Origin of the sequence: Curtobacterium sp. PhB130 (genome assembly GCF_003755165.1) — a bacterium.
GTDB lineage: Bacteria > Actinomycetota > Actinomycetes > Actinomycetales > Microbacteriaceae > Curtobacterium.
The window spans coordinates 45,020-60,047 of the sequence record NZ_RKII01000011.1 but is presented as its reverse complement, the minus strand read 5'-3'; the positions used below and the strand labels follow the sequence as shown (position 1 = coordinate 60,047).

Below are 15,028 nucleotides of genomic sequence, written 5' to 3'. Positions count from 1 at the left end.
GACATGAGCAACGCAACTCTCGTTCGACACTCGCAGCGCCACCCGTTCAGCGAGGTGCGCGAAGCGCGTCACCAGCGCGCGCTGCAGATCAGCGCGGTCATCAGCGGCATCGCCGGTGTGACCGCCACAGCACTGGCACTCGTCACGATGGGACTCGGCGCATGAACATCGACGGCATCAGCACCGCCCACCGCGGCACCTGGTCCAAGCTCAACCGGCTGCACACCGCCACGATCGTGCTCCCGATGCACACGAAGCACATCGACGACGCGGACCGCCGCCCGGACCGCCCCACGCGCTAGGCGGGCTTCTTCGCCCGGGACGGCTGCACGCGCGGCGGCTCCCCCGGCATCTTCGGGAAGTCCGGCGGGAACGGCAGCTCGCCGAGCCCGTTCTCCAGGTCGCGCTCCCACCACGCCAGGAGCGGTGCGATCGACCCCGGGTCCGCGCCCATCGACTCCCACGGGTCACCCGTGGTCCGCAGGCGCTCGGGCATCGTCAGGATCGTGAACGTCGTCGGGTCCGCGTCGCGGAGCTCCTCCCACCGGATCGGCGCCGAGACCGAGGCGTGCGGGAGCGCCCGCGGGCTGTAGGCGCCGGCCATCGTGCGGTCGCGGTTCGCCTGGTTGAAGTCGACGAAGATCCGCTGCCCGCGCTCCTCCTTCCACCACGCCGTCGTCACCTGCTCCGGCATCCGACGCTCGAGCTCCCGCGCCGCCGCGATCACCGCGTGCCGCACGTCGAGGAACTCGTGCTCGGGCCGGATCGGCGCGAAGACGTGCAGCCCGCGGTTGCCGCTGGTCTTGATCCACGCCGTCAGGCCGACCTCCTCGAGGACCTTCCGCAGCTCCTCGGCCGCCGGCACCGCGTCGTGGAAGTCCGTCCCCGGCTGCGGGTCCAGGTCGATGCGGAGCTGGTCCGGGTGGTCGCTGTCCTCGGCGTGGGAGGCCCACGGGTGGAACACGACGGTGTTCATCTGCGCCGCCCACACCGCGACGGCCGGCTCGTCGAGCACGAGCTGCGGGTGCTTCCGGGCGCTCGGGTACGTCACCGTCACCGAACGGACGTAGTCGGGCGCGCCCTTCGGCGGGTTCTTCGAGAAGAACTGGTCACCGTCGACACCACCGGGGAACCGTTGCAGGGACACCGGACGGTCGCCGTTGGCGCGGACGAAGGCGTCGCCGACCTCGATGAGGTAGTTCGCGAGGTCGAGCTTCGTGATGCCGGCGTCCGGCCAGAGCACCCGCGACGGGCTCGACAGCCGGACCTCCCGGTCGCCGTCCGGGCCGGGTACGGTCAGCGTCGTCGCTTCGCTCGCCATGCAGCGGAACCTACTCCCGCGGCCGGGGTGTCGGGCGTGCGGGGCAGGATGGGCGGGTGAGCGCGTACCTCGGAGTGGACCTGGCCTGGGGGCTCGGGACCGCGACGCGGCGACCGAACGAGACCGGGCTCGCAGCGCTCGACACCGACGGGCGAGTGCTCGACGCGGGGTGGGCCCGCGGTGTCGACGAGGTCACCGACTGGATCGCGCAGCACCTCGGCCCGCGCACGCTCATCGGCGTCGACGCGTCGCTGGTCGTGACGAATCCGACCGGCATCCGCGAAGCCGAACGGCAGGTCGGACAGCGCTACGGCCGGTGGAAGGTCGCGGCGAACCCGACGAACCTCGCCTCCGCGGCGAGCGCCGGCGCCCGGCTGCTCGACCGGCTGACCGCGCTCGGCGTCGGGTACGTCAGCGACACCGCGGCGATGCGGGAGCGCCGGGGGCCGGTGGTCTTCGAGTGCTACCCGTACACGACCCTCGTGGGCGTCGAGGAGCTCGGCTACGACGACGAGCGTCCCCGCTACAAGCGCCTCGACACGAGCATCCCGGCGGCGACGGCCAGGGCCCGACGCGCGGTGGCGTTCGACGACCTCGTCCGGCGCCTCCGGGAGACGCCGCTCGACCCGCCCCTCCACCTCGACGCACACCCGCTGACCGCTGCGCTCCGAGATCCTTCGGTGCTGCACGGCCCCACGCACAAGCACCGGGAGGACCTGCTGGACGGCGTCCTGTGTGCCTGGACCGCCGCGTTCTGGGACCGGCACGGCGACGAGCGCGTGCAGATCCTGGGCGGTGATCCGAGCCTCCCGTCCGATCCGCTCGACGAGGCGGGCCGCACGCCCGTCGTCGTGACACCGGCCCGCGGGTCGCAGCGGCGGCCCCGCGGCTAGGGTTGAGCGTGTGACGAGGACCTCCGAACCCCTGCGCATCGGGCTGGTCTCGCTGCACACCTCCCCCGGCGACGAACCCGGTTCCGGTGAGGTCGGCGGCATGAACGTCGTCGTCCGGCACCAGGCCGAAGCACTCGCCGACCGCGGCCACCACGTCGAGATCATCACGCGACGGTCGTCGCCGACGCAGCCGGACTCGGTGTCCCTCGTCCCGGGCGTCTGCCTGCGGTTCCTGTCCGCCGGTCCCGCCGAGACGGTCCCCAAGGGCGAGCACGACGCGTTCATCGAACCGTTCCGGAACGAACTCGCGGCGCTCGGGCCGTTCGACGTCCTGCACTCGCACCACTGGTTCTCCGGCGCCGCGGCCCTGCCCGTCGCCCGGCAGCGCGGCATCCCGCACGTGCAGTCCTTCCACTCCATCGCCGCCGACTCCGCGTCGCCGCTGTCCGAGGGCGAGCGCCCCGAGTCGGCCGGCAGGATGGCGGGCGAGTCGACGCTCGCGCGCGACTCGGACGCGGTCGTCGTGGTCAGCGAGGCCGAGGCGGAGACCGTCCGCTCGCGCCTCGGCGGCGACCCGGCCCGCGTCTGGATCGTCCCGCCGGGGGTCGACGGGTCCGTCTTCCGCCCGGCGCCGCCGGACGCGCGTCGGGCCGACGTGCCCTACGTCGTCGCAGCGGCGCGCGTGCAGCCGTTGAAGGGGCTCGACCTGGCGATCGAGGCCATCGCCGGCATCTCCCGGGAGGCCCGCCCCACCCTCGTCATCGCCGGCGACTCCTCGAGCGAGGCCGGTGACTACGTCGCCGAACTGCGTCGGCTCGCCGCCGAGCACGGCGTGGCCGACCGCGTGACCTTCATCGGTCCGCAGTCGCGTGCGGACCTGGCGTTCCTGTTCCGTGGCGCCGCTGCGGTGCTCGTCCCCTCGCACTCGGAGACCTACGGGCTCGTCGCGCTGGAGGGCTCCGCGTCCGGGGTGCCCGTCGTGGCCGCCGCTGCCGGTGGCCTCCGGGAAGCGGTGCTCGACGGCGAGACCGGGGTCGTGCTCGAGTCCCGCGCCCCCGCGGTGTGGGCGGCGGAGATCGAGCGGATCCTCACGGAGCCCTCGTACGCCGCGGCGCTGTCGGCAGCCGGGCGGGAGCACGCCGAGCGGTTGAGCTGGGAGCGTTCGGCCGGCGGACTCGAGCAGGTGTACCGCCGGGTGCTCGGGCGCGCGTGATGGGTGCTGCCGCGCCGCTCCTGCCGCGAGACACCGCCGTCCGCTCGAGACGCCGCCCCCTTCCGCGGCGTCTCGCGGGCACGAGGGCGTTTCGCGGAGGCGGAGGCGGACGCGGATGCGGAGGTGTGGCGTGACACCGCTCGACGCGTTCTGGGCGGCGCTCGATGCTGTCCCGGTCGCTGACGATGCGGAGGCCCTGTACGACCCGAGCACGGCGGAGGGGTCACTGCGGCGGACGAACCTGTCGCGGTACCTCGACGCCGTCGGGCCGGGCGCGGACACGCTGCTCGTCGCCGAGGCTCCCGGGTGGCGCGGCATGACGAACACCGGAGTGCCGTTCACCAGCGTCCGCGAGCTCGGGCCGAAGTACCTCGTGCCTCCGTCACCGACCGCCCCGTGGGAGGCCTCGTCGCGCATCGTGCACGCTGCGCTCGCGACCTGGTCGGGGCCGCTCCCCGTGGCGTGGGCGATCTTCCCGCATCACCCGTTCGTCGCCGGTGACCGGCTGACGAACCGGACGCCGCGGCCGTCGGAGGTCCGCGACGGGGCGCCGGTCGCGCTGGCGCTCGTGGCTGCGCTCGGGGTGTCCCAGGTGGTCGCGGTCGGGCGGAAGGCGCAGGGTGCGTTGGCGTCCGCGGGCATCGACGCGATCGCGGTGCGGCACCCGGCGCAGGGCGGGGCGCGGCAGTTCACGGAGCAGCTGGCGGCGCTGTCGCGCTGACGGCGCGCACGGGCGGCGGGCGTCAGGCGGACTGGGGCCAGGCCGGGTCGGGCCGCGCCGCGCCGCGGGCCGCGGTGTCCGAGAGAGGTCCCGCAAAGCGACAGTGATCGGGCGCCTCCCCCGCGAGATCTGTCGCTTTCGCCGACCATTCCGCGCGGACGGGCGGCGGGCGTCAGGCGGACTGGATGTCGACGCCCTTCGCGGCGAGCGCCTCGGCCACGTGCGCGGGCAGGCGTGTGGCGACGTACACGGTGTGGAGCGCCGGCAGGTCGATCACGTCGTCCCAGTTCTGCGGGTCGTAGCGGTCGTCCGAGCCCTCCCAGCCGGGGTGCACGTCCTGCAGGATCTCGAGCGTGGAGTCGACCGTGACCTCGGTGACGAGCGACAGATGCGACGGCAGGAGGTCGAGGTCGTCGTAGTACTCGCGGGCCCGGTCGTCCTGCCCTTCGACGTCGAGGTCCTCGTCGGTCTCGTCGGCGGAGTCCCCGTCGTACGGCTCGATCACGTCGAGGTCGTAGCAGAGCACGTCGAGGACGAGCAGCTTCGCGTTGAAGTCCGCGAACTCGACTGGTTCTTCGGTGGTGTTCGACTCGTCGTACATGCAGCGGATGCTATCCGTGCTGATCGCGGCGCGACCGGTTTCCGGCAGGACACGGACAGGTTGCGATCGACGGGGAGAACCCTGAGAAGCCGGACAGGGAAGCGTGCTTGGTGGAGGGTGGTGCATGACCACCACCAAGACCGATCGGCCGGACACGGAGCAGCCCGAGCTCCGCCGGGTCATCGGACCCAAGCTCCTGTTGCTCTTCATCGTCGGGGACATCCTCGGCACGGGCGTCTACGCCCTCACGGGTCAGGTCGCGGCCGAGGTCGGCGGAGCAGCGTGGCTCCCCTTCCTCATCGCCTTCGCGGTCGCCCTGCTCACGGCGTTCTCCTACCTGGAGCTCGTCACGAAGTACCCGCAGACCGCCGGTGCTGCGCTCTACGTGCACAAGGCGTTCGGGATCCACTTCGTCACGTTCATCGTCACCTTCATCGTGATGTGCTCCGGGATCACGTCGGCGTCGACGGCGTCCAGGGCCTTCGCCGCGAACCTCGGCGCCGGCTTCGGCCTCGAACTGCCGAACGCCGTCGTGATGCTCATCGCGATGGGCTTCATGCTCGCGGTGATGGCGATCAACTTCCGTGGTGTCAGCGAGAGCGTGAAGACGAACGTCGTGCTGACCCTCGTCGAGCTGAGCGGCCTGGTGATGGTGATCCTCATCGGCTTCTGGGCGATGGCCGGCGGCAACGCGGACTTCTCTCGTGTGGTGATGTTCGAGACCCCGGAGGAGAAGAGCCTGCTGCTCTCGGTGTCCACCGCGACGTCGCTGGCGTTCTTCGCGATGGTCGGCTTCGAGGACTCGGTGAACATGGCCGAGGAGACGAAGGACCCGTCCCGGATCTTCCCGAAGGTGATGCTGACGGGCCTCGGCATCACGGCCGTGATCTACGTGCTGGTGTCCATCTGCGCCGTCGCTGTCGTGCCGATCGGTGAGCTCGCCGGCAACGAGACGCCGCTGGTCACCGTGGTGCAGACCGCGGCGCCGGACTTCCCGATCGCCGACCTGCTGCCCTTCATCTCGATGTTCGCCGTCGCCAACACCGCCCTGATCAACATGATGATGGCGTCCCGGTTGCTGTACGGCATGAGCAAGCAGGGCGTCCTGCCCGGGTTCCTCGGCAAGGTGTCCCGCACCCGCCGCACCCCGTCCACCGCCATCGTCTTCACCACGCTCATCTCGCTCGCGCTGATCGGCTGGGTGTCGCTCAGCCCGGACTCCCCCATCGTGGTCGTCCTCGGCGGCACGACGTCGCTGCTGCTGCTGTCGGTGTTCGCGGTCGTGAACCTGGCCGTGCTGGTGCTCCGCCGGGACAAGGTCGACCACCGGCACTTCAAGGCCGGCGTGGTGATCCCGGTCATCGGCGTCGTCACCTGCCTGTGGCTGGTGCTGCCGTTCTCGTCCGGGCGGGACATCGAGCAGTACCAGATCGCCGGCGCGCTGCTGGCGCTCGGGATCCTGCTGTGGATCGTCACGTGGTTCACCCACGGCCGGAAGCAGACCGCCGAGAAGGCGCCGACCGGCCTGGTCACGGAACCGACGAAGGTGGTGCACGACGAGGAGCACAAGCGCTGATCCTGCCCGCCATGCCCCGGACTGGGGCATGGCGGGTGCTGCGCTTCCCAGCGACTCCTCGTACCCTCGTTCTGGCACCCCGGACGAGAGGACCCGTGCATGCACCGCGTCGGCATCACCCTGGCGTCCGTGTTCGGCGCCGGCATCGTGGCCGTCGGGATCGGCGTCGTGGTCCTGGTCGTCATCGCGGTGAACTCGCTCTCCGGGATCACCGGCTCGTCGTCCACGCCGAGGGCCGTGACGTGTCCATCGGCTGCATCGAAGACCGTCGGCGGGATCGTCGTCCCCGAGGGCCCGGTCGCCGGCTACTGCCAGGACCGCCTGGTGAACGCCGCGTCCGTGATCGAGGCCGCCGAGGCGCTCGGCATCGGCCCCCACACCCAGGCCGTCGGCGTGATGACGGCGATCGGTGAGTCCGGTCTGGTGAACCTCGACCACGGGGACGCCGCCGGCCCGGACAGCCGCGGGCTCTTCCAGCAGCGTGACAACGGCGCGTGGGGCACGTACGCGCAGCGGATGGACCCGTACACCGCGGCGTCGATGTTCTACGCGAAGCTCGTGAAGACCCCGGGGTGGAAGACGATGACCCCGACGCAGATGGCCCACGCCGTCCAGGTGAACGCCGACCCCGACCACTACGCGAAGTTCTGGCCCACGGCGAAGCAGGTCGTCGAGGGCCTGACCGGGGAGACGGTCCCCGACACGGCGCCACAGGGCTAGTCCGTACGGGGGTAGTCGGTACGGGGCTCGTCGGTACAGGGACAGCCGGTACGGGGACAGCACCTCACGCCACCGCCTCGGTGACATCGTCCTCGTCGAACTCGATCATCGCGGCACCCGCGTCGTGCACCACCACCTGACCGCGGAGCCGCACGTGGTGCTCGTCGAGGACGCACGCCATCGCGTCGACCCACTCCCAGTCGACCGGGTACAACGCCGTGGCGCCCGGTCGTTCCCAGGCGAGCACCACGTCGGCCGCGTCGACCTGTTCGACGACGTCGGCGACGAGCGCGCCGAAGTCCTCGACGTGGTCGTCGGGTTGGTAGGGCAGGTCCGCGATGGGGATCACGAGGCGGATCGGGATGGCGTCGGCGCCGATGAACAGCACCCAGCACTGTCGTCGGAACGGACGTTCGATGAGTGCGACGACGAGGTCGACGACGTCGTCATCGGTACGGACTGCGGTCTGCTCGAGTCGGTCGAGCACGTCGGTGTCTGGCATGCCCCAACGCTCGCGGAACAGCTCCCCCGACACCGGCGACCATCACGATCCGTGCACAACGCAGCGCCGGGACCGCCCTGTGGAGGAACGGCCTAGATCCCGTGCGTGATCGCGCTGTCCACGAGCAGCAGGGCTGCGAAGAAGGCCGCAACCACGGCGACGAGCCCCACCGCCGCGATCGGCCACGCGACGTGCCGCCGCACGAGCCGGAGTACCGAGAACACGATCGTCAGCACCAGGACCAGCGCGACGACGATCGGCCCCGCGTAGACCACCGTGCCGCCGAGCGTCTCGTCGCACCGGTTCCCGGGAGCGATGCACGAGTGGAACCCGAGCGAGAGGAACACGATCCCCCACCCCGCGAGGACCGCAGCCGCCGTCGCCGTCGTGAGCAGGGCGATGGTGGCGACCATGTCCGCGACGCGACGGCCGCCGACCAGCGGGTGCCGAGCCTCCCGTCCGGGGACGGAGGATGCAGGGTCCGCCACCCGCGCGTCCATCAGGGACGCCGAGCGCCGCCGCGCGTCGACCACAGTGCGGCGGCGATGAGGAGGGGCTGCCCGAACAGCCGGGCGATGCGCTTCTCGTCGGAGTCGAGCCCGAAGGCGCTCCGGCGGTTCAGCCACTGCGACACGTTGCCGGGGAAGACCGCGACGAAGAAGAGTGCGGCGACCGTGCCGACGAACCGCCGACGCCGCGTCGCGAACACCAGCGCCGACCCGAGGCCGATCTCCGCGACGCCCGAAGCCAGCACCGTGGTGTCGGTGTCGAGCGGGACGAACTCCGGGACCTGGGCGCGGAAGTCCTGCCGCGCGAAGGAGAGGTGGCTCGTGCCGGCGAAGACCAGCGCGAGCCCGAGCAGGACACGGACGAACGAACGCATGCCACCAGCATGCCCGGACACGTCGACCTCGGTTCCGCGGTGCCCCTCGAACCGGCGTCTCCCGGACATCGCTGCGCCTCGGTAGGTTCGGATCATGGCAGTCCGGACGCGTGACCAGGAGCCGCCGGCCGCTCCGGCGTTCGTGGCGGTCCTCCTCGGCTGCATCGCGCTGTACCTCGGGCTCGTGATCCCGTCGGAGTCGATGGTCCGGCACGTGGTCCTCGCCGTCGTGTTCGGCGTGGTCGGGCTGCTCAGCGGGTGGCGCGCGATCGCGATCTCCGGCCGACGACGGGCTCCGCGTGCGTGGGCGTGGGTCGGCATCGTGCTCGGCGGGATCGGCCTCGTGGCGCTGCTCTACCAGGCGCTGTTCATGGCGACCGGGGGCGCGCTGCCGGCGCCGTTCTGGTCGCCGTACGCGACGCACTGACGCACTGACGCACTGACGACGCCCGGACGGCGTTCCGGCGGCGGGTTCGGGTTCGGGTGCGTCTGCATCGTTCGACACCGCGGGCGTCGATCGACTCGTGCGGTGTCGGAAGTTGCACACGCATCGTGTGCGTCTGCATGCTTCGACACGGCACGCGTCGATCGACTCGTGCGGTGTCGAAGAAGTGCTGCCGTGCGCACGCAGCGGGCGCCGCCGCGCACGCAGCGCCCGCCGCCGCGCAAGCAGCACGCGGCGCCCCGCGCGCGCGAGCCCCCCGAGGTGCAGAGTGGTCCGCATGGCAACGACGCCCCGAGCCACCCTGTTCCGCCGCAAGCCGATCGAGGAGATCGACGACGACACCGGCGGTGAGGACGGCCTCAAACGCCACCTCGGCCTCTGGCAGCTCACCGCGATCGGCATCGGCGGCATCATCGGCGCCGGCATCTTCACCCTCGCCGGCACGGTCGCCCACGGCGTCGCCGGTCCCGCCGTCCTCATCTCGTTCCTCGTCGCCGGGGTCGCCAGCGCCGCCGCGGCCCTGTCGTACGCCGAGTTCGCCGGGCTCATCCCCAAGGCCGGCAGCGCGTACACGTACGGCTACGCGGTGCTGGGCGAGATCGTCGGGTGGTTCATCGGCTGGGACCTGCTGCTCGAGTACACCGCGATCGTGGCGGTGGTCGCGATCGGCATCTCCGGCTACGTCGGGTTCCTGGTGGGCCAGTTCGGCATCGACCTGCCCGCCTGGATGCTCGGTGCGCCGGGCACCGGGGACGGCCACGTGCTCGACGTCTTCGCGATCATCCTGTGCCTGCTGACCGCGTTCGTCCTCACCCGCGGGATCCGGAGCGCCGCCCGCTTCGAGTTCGTCGCCGTCGGCATCAAGGTCACCCTCGTGGTGCTCATCGTGGTGCTCGGCGTGTTCCACATCAACAGCGCCAACTACGACCCGTACTTCCCGTTCGGCTTCGGCGGCGTGATGACGGGTGCCGCGACGGTGTTCTTCGCGGTGTTCGGCTACGACGCGATGTCCACGGCGGCCGAGGAGTCGATCGACGCCCGGAAGCACATGCCGAAGGCGATCCTGCTGTCCCTGGCGATCTCGATGGTGCTCTACGTCCTCGCGACGATCGTCCTGACGGGCATGCAGAAGTACACCGACATCGACCCGGCGTCGGGCTTCTCGTCCGCGTTCGCGTCGGTCGGGCTCGGCGGCGTCGCGAACATCATCGCGATCGGGGCGATCGTCGGCATCGTGACGGTGCTCGTCACGTTCATGCTCGGCGCCTCGCGCGTCTGGTTCTCGATGAGCCGTGACGGCCTGATGCCGAAGTGGTTCTCGAAGACGGACCCGAAGCGGCACGTGCCGACCCGGGTGACGTGGATCCTCGGCATCGCGTCGGCGGTCCTGGCGGGGGTGCTGCCGATCGGCGTCGTCGCGGAGCTGACGAACATCGGCATCCTGCTCGCGTTCGTGGTCGTCTGCACCGCGGTGATCGTGCTCCGCTACACGCAGCCGGACCTGCCGCGGCAGTTCAAGCTCCCGTTCATGCCGATCATCCCGATCATCGGCGTGATCGCGTCGCTCTGGCTCGTCACGTTCCTGCAGTGGGAGACGTGGGTGCGGTTCGCGGTGTGGTTCGCGATCGGGCTCGGCGTGTACTTCGGGTACTCACGACGGCACAGCAAGCTGGCCGCCGAGCAGCAGCGCTAGCGCCGGTGCTTGCCGCCCGACGCCGTCGGGTCCGCCAGCGGGTGGTTCCGGAACCAGCGGAGCAGCTCGCGGGAGCGGCTCCGGTCGGCGCTCTGGTCGCCAGAGCCGAGGAACGCGCTGAAGCCCTCGGGCACGTCGGCGTCGTCCGACCGGTCGTACGCCATGGTCCAGTCCGGGAAGCGCCGCGTGTGCAGCGACTCCTCGACGAGCAGGGCGACGTCCCCGTGCCGGTCGTCCTCGAGGATCCGCGAGTACGTCGCCATCACCCGGTCGTACGGTCCCTCGAGCAGCTGCATGAACCGCCCGGAACGGTGCACGAGCATCCCGGTCAGGCCGTCCTCGGTGTTCCGCGTCCGGGCGTGGTCGAGCAGGCGCTCGAGGGCGTCGTCGTCGAACGGCTCGGTGGCGGAGCTCATGTAGACCAGTGACTGCAGCATGGTGCTCTCGAGCCTGACGGCTCGGGTCCGCGCGCGACAGCCCCCTGTCCGGGTGGGGCAGGTCCGCGGAGGTCGGTGGGTGCTGGCACGATGGGCGTGTGCCTGCCGCCCCGATGATCGACGCCGTCGACGTCATCCGCTTCGTCGGGCCGCAGACCTTCGGCCGCGCACGGGACATCGTCCGCCGCGGCCTGGTCGAGGAAGCCACCTTCCACGACGACGGCACCATCACCGCCAGCGTCGCCGGCTCCGAGGACGACCCCTACGTCGTCTCGGTCGACACCACCGTCGCCCGCGGCGAGTTCGTCCGCCCGGTCCGGTCCCGCTGCTCCTGCCCCATCGGCGGCGAGTGCAAGCACGTCGCCGCGGCGCTCCTCACCATCAACGCGCGTGCCCTCGCCGCGCAGGCCGGCCCGCGGTCGGCAGAACCGGCTCCGCCGGCACCGGACTGGAGGCACGAGGTCGCCCGCCTCGCCGGCGACACCCCGCCACCGGTCGCGTCCTCGGGCGTCACGCCCCTCGGTCTGCAGTTCGAGCTCCGCGACGCGGTCCCGGCCCGGATGGCCGCGCGGGCGCGGGCCGCCGGGCGAGCGCTGCCCACGGCATCGCGGTCGGTGCGGCTCGGGGTCCGCCCGGTGACCCGGAGCGGCGCGGGCAACTGGGTGCGCGGGCAGCTGACGTGGGGCACGCTCCCCTACTCGATGAACCGACTCGGCCTCGGCGCGGAGCAGCACGCCTGGTTCCTGCAGTTCGCCGCGCTGCACCGTGCGGGTGCGCTCGCGGGGCTGCCCGGGGAGAGCGACTGGATCCACCTCGACGACTTCCAGAGCCCGCTGCTCTGGCCGCTGCTGCGCCAGGCCCCGGCGCTCGGGATCGCGTTCGTCACCGGGAAGCGCGAGGCCGGTGTCGTGCTCGGCGACGAAGCCCGCGTGCTGCTCGACGTCGCCCGCTCCGAGCGTGGTCTCGTGATCGGCACCAGCGCCGTGCTCGACGGACGCCCGGTCGTGGACGGGGCCGCTCGACTCATCGGCGACCACGGCCTCTACGTCCCGCGGGAGTCCCCCGAGTTCCGGGTCGAGCTCGCCCCGACTCCCGAGCCCGTGCCGGACGACCAGCGCCGCATGCTCGTCGAGGGCACCCGCATCCAGGTCCCGGGCAACGAGGTCGACGAGTTCCTGGCGGACTGGTCGCCGCGGCTCCGCGGAGCGCTCGGGCTCGTGAGCTCCGACGGCTCGATCGAGCTGCCGGAGCGGACGCCGCCCGAACTCGTGCTCACGGTGACGTTCGAGCCGGCGCGGGCGCCCCGCACCGACGACGTCGCACACCTGCAGTGGCGGTGGCACGTCGACGGGCGGAAGGACCCCGTTGCCGTGCACGGGCCGCTCCCCGACCTGACGGGCGTGCGCGCGGCGGACGACGCGACCCCGTCGGAGCCGACGGCCGACGACGCGGGCCGAGCCGAGCCTCCCGTCGGTCCCGGGGGTGGGCTGGACTGGTTCGTGGACGGCACCGTCGACGGCGCCGACGTCGCCGTCCTGGCGAACGAGCTGCTGCCGGCACTGTCCGAGCACGGTGTCCGCGTCGTGGTGCAGGGCGAGCGGCTGGACTACGAGCGGCTGAGCGGCCGGCCGCACATCCGCGTCACCACGATGCCGTCGGACAAGCACGACTGGTTCGACCTCGGGATCATCGTCAGCGTCAACGGCAAGGAGATCCCGTTCACGCCGCTGCTCACCGCGCTCGCGAGCCGGCAGCGGCGGCTGAAGCTCGTCGACAACTCCTACCTGTCGCTCGGGGACCCCGCGTTCGACCGGCTCAAGGAGCTCATCGAGGAAGCCCGCGAGCAGAACGAGTGGGAACCGTCGCAGCCGATGACGGTCACGCCGCTGCAGGCCGGGCTGTGGTCCGAGTTCGACCAGCTCGCCGACGAGACCGACCACGACGAGCGGTGGCAGGCGATGGCGGCGCGGCTGCTCGACGCGGCACCGCCGACGGACGTCGTGGTGCCCTCGACCGTGAACGCTGACCTACGGCCGTACCAGCTGTCCGGGTACGCGTGGCTGTCGTTCCTCGTGACGCACGGGGTGGGCGGGGTGCTCGCCGACGACATGGGGCTCGGGAAGACCCTGCAGGCGCTCACGATGATCGCCGAGCAGCGTCAGGCCGCACCGGACGCGCCGCCGTTCCTCGTCGTCGCGCCGACCTCCGTCGTCGGGAACTGGGCGCTCGAAGCGGCCCGTTTCGTGCCCTCGCTCCGGGTGGCCACCGTGACGACGACCTCGTTGAAGGACCCGGCGCTCGTCGCCCGCCAGGCCGCGGCGGCGGACATCGTCGTGACGTCCTACGCGCTGCTCCGGCTCGACGAGCAGGCGTACACCGACCTGTCGTGGTCGGCGGTGCTGCTCGACGAGGCGCAGTTCGTGAAGAACCCGCAGTCGCAGACGCACCGGGTGGCCGCGGAGCTCCGGGCACCCGTGAAGATCGCGATCACCGGCACGCCGCTCGAGAACGGGCTGACCGACCTCTGGGCGCTGTTCTCGATCGTCGCGCCCGGGCTGCTGTCGTCGTGGACACGGTTCGGCGACGACTACGTGAAGCCGCTCGCGTCGCCGGACCTCCGCGGCGAAGCCCGCCGGGAACTCACCGCGCGGCTCCGTCGGCGGATCCGCCCGCTGATGCTCCGGCGGACGAAGGAGAGCGTCGCCGCGGACCTGCCCCCGAAGCAGGAGCAGGTCGTGCGGGTGACGCTCGACCCCGCCCACCGCGAGGTCTACGAGCGCACCCTGAACCGGGAGCGCCTCAAGGTCCTCGACCTCATCGACGACCTCGACCGCAACCGGATGATCGTGTTCCGGTCGCTCACGCTGCTCCGGATGCTGGCGCTCTCGCCGGCGCTCGTCGCGGACCCGGCCGAGGGTGCGTCGGAGATCCCCTCGGCGAAGCTGGAGCTGCTGCTCGACGAGCTCGAACAGCTCGCCGCCGAGGGGCGCCGCGCGCTCGTGTTCAGCCAGTTCACGTCGTTCCTCAAGATGGTCGCCGACGCCCTCGACGCGCGCGGGATCGGGTACGACTACCTCGACGGGTCGACCCGGGGGCGCACGAAGGTCATCGAGCGCTTCCGCAGCGGCTCGACGCCCGCGTTCCTCATCTCGCTCAAGGCCGGCGGGTTCGGGCTCACCCTGACCGAGGCGGACACCGTGTTCGTGCTCGACCCCTGGTGGAACCCGGCGGCCGAGTCCCAGGCGGTCGACCGGACGCACCGCATCGGTCAGACCCGGTCGGTGAACGTGAACCGGCTCATCGCGGAGGACACCATCGAGGAGAAGGTGCTGGCGCTTGCGGCGCGGAAGGCGCAGCTGTTCCAGGCGATGATCGACGACGACGCACTGTTCGCCGACGACCTCTCCCCCGAGGACATCCGCTCGCTCCTCAGCTGAGGGACGCGGTCCACTCGGCGGTCGTGGTGACCTCCGCCTGGCGCGGGAACACCTTCTCGAGCAGCACCCGGTGCACCTCGGGGTCGCCGTCCGAGCACGCGTCGGCGAGCACGGTCAGCCCGAAGTCCAGGTCCGCCGCCTGCCGCAGCGTCGAGAGCACGACACCGCTCGTGGCGATGCCGGCGAGCACGAGGTCCCGGACCTCCAGCCCGCGGAGCAGCACCTCGAGGTCCGACCCGGCGAAGGCGCTGACGCGGAGCTTCGTCACGACGATGTCGTCGTCGCCGACCCCGAACGCGGAGTGGATCTGCGTGGACCCCGGCGTCTGGTGGGCGATGCGCTCCCGCATCCTGCCGAACATCTTGTTCGTCGGCGCGGCCTCAGGAGCACCCGGCCGGAACGCCACGCGGACGAACACGACCGGGATGCCCCGCTCCCGAGCGGCCGAGACGGCAGCGGTCGCCGCCGCGAGGACCTCCTCGGTCCCGAGCCGGTCGACGATGCTGTTCTGGTAGTCCATGACGAGGAGTGCAGTGCTCACCCCACGGACAGTACCGCTCCGGTACCGCCTCGGCCTGTGCGCGGG

Annotated in this window: 17 protein-coding genes; 10 read left to right on the top strand and 7 right to left on the bottom strand. The window is 71.6% G+C overall.

Going from position 1 to position 15,028, the window contains the following annotated elements; all coding sequences use genetic code 11:
* The first annotated feature begins 3 nt into the window (after window positions 1-3).
* Window positions 4-165 carry a hypothetical protein gene (locus EDF24_RS19310; RefSeq protein WP_165931497.1) on the top strand — a complete coding sequence of 54 codons (162 nt, stop codon included), beginning with the start codon at window positions 4-6 and terminating at the stop codon, window positions 163-165.
* Window positions 162-302 carry a hypothetical protein gene (locus tag EDF24_RS19305; RefSeq protein ID WP_165931498.1) on the top strand — a complete coding sequence of 47 codons (141 nt, stop codon included), beginning with the start codon at window positions 162-164 and terminating at the stop codon, window positions 300-302. The genes EDF24_RS19310 and EDF24_RS19305 overlap by 4 nt, the downstream gene beginning before the upstream one ends.
* Here the strand turns inward: EDF24_RS19305 and ligD are convergent.
* Complete coding sequence (gene ligD / locus EDF24_RS17140; protein WP_123704489.1) at window positions 299-1,321, bottom strand: non-homologous end-joining DNA ligase; 1,023 nt, start codon at window positions 1,319-1,321, stop codon at window positions 299-301. The genes EDF24_RS19305 and ligD overlap by 4 nt on opposite strands.
* Before the next feature lie 56 nt (window positions 1,322-1,377).
* On the opposite strand from ligD, the gene EDF24_RS17135 reads away from it, so the two are divergent.
* The 3 genes from EDF24_RS17135 to EDF24_RS17125 all read left to right on the top strand — a co-directional run bounded on the left by EDF24_RS17135 (window position 1,378) and on the right by EDF24_RS17125 (window position 4,148).
* The gene (locus EDF24_RS17135; RefSeq protein WP_123704487.1) at window positions 1,378-2,214 is read left to right on the top strand and encodes a DUF429 domain-containing protein; all 837 of its coding nucleotides are present in this window, start codon (window positions 1,378-1,380) and stop codon (window positions 2,212-2,214) included.
* Between the two features lie 10 nt (window positions 2,215-2,224).
* Window positions 2,225-3,427, top strand: coding sequence for a glycosyltransferase (locus tag EDF24_RS17130; protein ID WP_123704485.1), 1,203 nt, complete (start codon window positions 2,225-2,227; stop codon window positions 3,425-3,427).
* A gap of 130 nt (window positions 3,428-3,557) precedes the next feature.
* Window positions 3,558-4,148, top strand: coding sequence for a uracil-DNA glycosylase (locus EDF24_RS17125; protein WP_260233488.1), 591 nt, complete (start codon window positions 3,558-3,560; stop codon window positions 4,146-4,148).
* A gap of 172 nt (window positions 4,149-4,320) precedes the next feature.
* Here EDF24_RS17125 and EDF24_RS17120 read toward each other — a convergent pair whose 3' ends face one another.
* Window positions 4,321-4,749 (bottom strand): DUF6892 domain-containing protein, encoded by a 429-nt coding sequence (locus tag EDF24_RS17120; protein ID WP_123704482.1) that lies wholly within the window; start codon window positions 4,747-4,749, stop codon window positions 4,321-4,323.
* A 124-nt stretch (window positions 4,750-4,873) separates the two neighbouring features.
* Here EDF24_RS17120 and EDF24_RS17115 point away from each other — a divergent pair, with 124 nt between their 5' ends.
* Together EDF24_RS17115 and EDF24_RS17110 are read left to right on the top strand one after the other, a co-directional pair.
* Entirely contained in the window at window positions 4,874-6,325 is a 1,452-nt protein-coding gene (locus EDF24_RS17115; RefSeq protein ID WP_123704480.1) for an APC family permease, read from the top strand.
* Between the two features lie 99 nt (window positions 6,326-6,424).
* Window positions 6,425-7,045 (top strand): hypothetical protein, encoded by a 621-nt coding sequence (locus tag EDF24_RS17110; protein WP_123704478.1) that lies wholly within the window; start codon window positions 6,425-6,427, stop codon window positions 7,043-7,045.
* Window positions 7,046-7,109: 64 nt separating this feature from the next.
* On the opposite strand, the gene EDF24_RS17105 is transcribed toward EDF24_RS17110, so the two are convergent.
* From EDF24_RS17105 to EDF24_RS19570, 3 genes are all read right to left on the bottom strand, one after another.
* Entirely contained in the window at window positions 7,110-7,547 is a 438-nt protein-coding gene (locus EDF24_RS17105; RefSeq protein ID WP_148070922.1) for a hypothetical protein, read from the bottom strand.
* Window positions 7,548-7,639: 92 nt separating this feature from the next.
* Window positions 7,640-8,035, bottom strand: a complete 396-nt coding sequence (locus tag EDF24_RS17100) for a hypothetical protein (protein ID WP_132049337.1) — start codon at window positions 8,033-8,035, stop codon at window positions 7,640-7,642.
* A gap of 11 nt (window positions 8,036-8,046) precedes the next feature.
* On the bottom strand, window positions 8,047-8,430 hold the full coding sequence (locus EDF24_RS19570; RefSeq protein ID WP_123704472.1) for a hypothetical protein: 384 nt from the start codon (window positions 8,428-8,430) through the stop codon (window positions 8,047-8,049).
* Window positions 8,431-8,524: 94 nt separating this feature from the next.
* Between EDF24_RS19570 and EDF24_RS17090 the strand changes: the two genes are divergently transcribed.
* Both EDF24_RS17090 and EDF24_RS17085 read left to right on the top strand, forming a co-directional pair.
* Window positions 8,525-8,857 (top strand): hypothetical protein, encoded by a 333-nt coding sequence (locus tag EDF24_RS17090; protein WP_123704470.1) that lies wholly within the window; start codon window positions 8,525-8,527, stop codon window positions 8,855-8,857.
* A 295-nt stretch (window positions 8,858-9,152) separates the two neighbouring features.
* The gene (locus tag EDF24_RS17085) at window positions 9,153-10,568 is read left to right on the top strand and encodes an amino acid permease (protein WP_123704624.1); all 1,416 of its coding nucleotides are present in this window, start codon (window positions 9,153-9,155) and stop codon (window positions 10,566-10,568) included.
* On the opposite strand, the gene EDF24_RS17080 is transcribed toward EDF24_RS17085, so the two are convergent.
* On the bottom strand, window positions 10,565-11,005 hold the full coding sequence (locus tag EDF24_RS17080; protein ID WP_260233487.1) for a BLUF domain-containing protein: 441 nt from the start codon (window positions 11,003-11,005) through the stop codon (window positions 10,565-10,567). The two genes, EDF24_RS17085 and EDF24_RS17080, sit on opposite strands and share 4 nt — an antisense overlap.
* 98 nt (window positions 11,006-11,103) lie before the next feature.
* Between EDF24_RS17080 and EDF24_RS17075 the strand changes: the two genes are divergently transcribed.
* Window positions 11,104-14,442, top strand: coding sequence for a DEAD/DEAH box helicase (locus tag EDF24_RS17075; RefSeq protein WP_148070920.1), 3,339 nt, complete (start codon window positions 11,104-11,106; stop codon window positions 14,440-14,442).
* Here EDF24_RS17075 and EDF24_RS17070 read toward each other — a convergent pair.
* A complete protein-coding gene (locus EDF24_RS17070; RefSeq protein ID WP_123704466.1) occupies window positions 14,435-14,983 on the bottom strand; it encodes a cysteine hydrolase family protein in 549 nt (182 codons plus the stop codon). The genes EDF24_RS17075 and EDF24_RS17070 overlap by 8 nt on opposite strands.
* Window positions 14,984-15,028 lie beyond the last annotated feature (45 nt).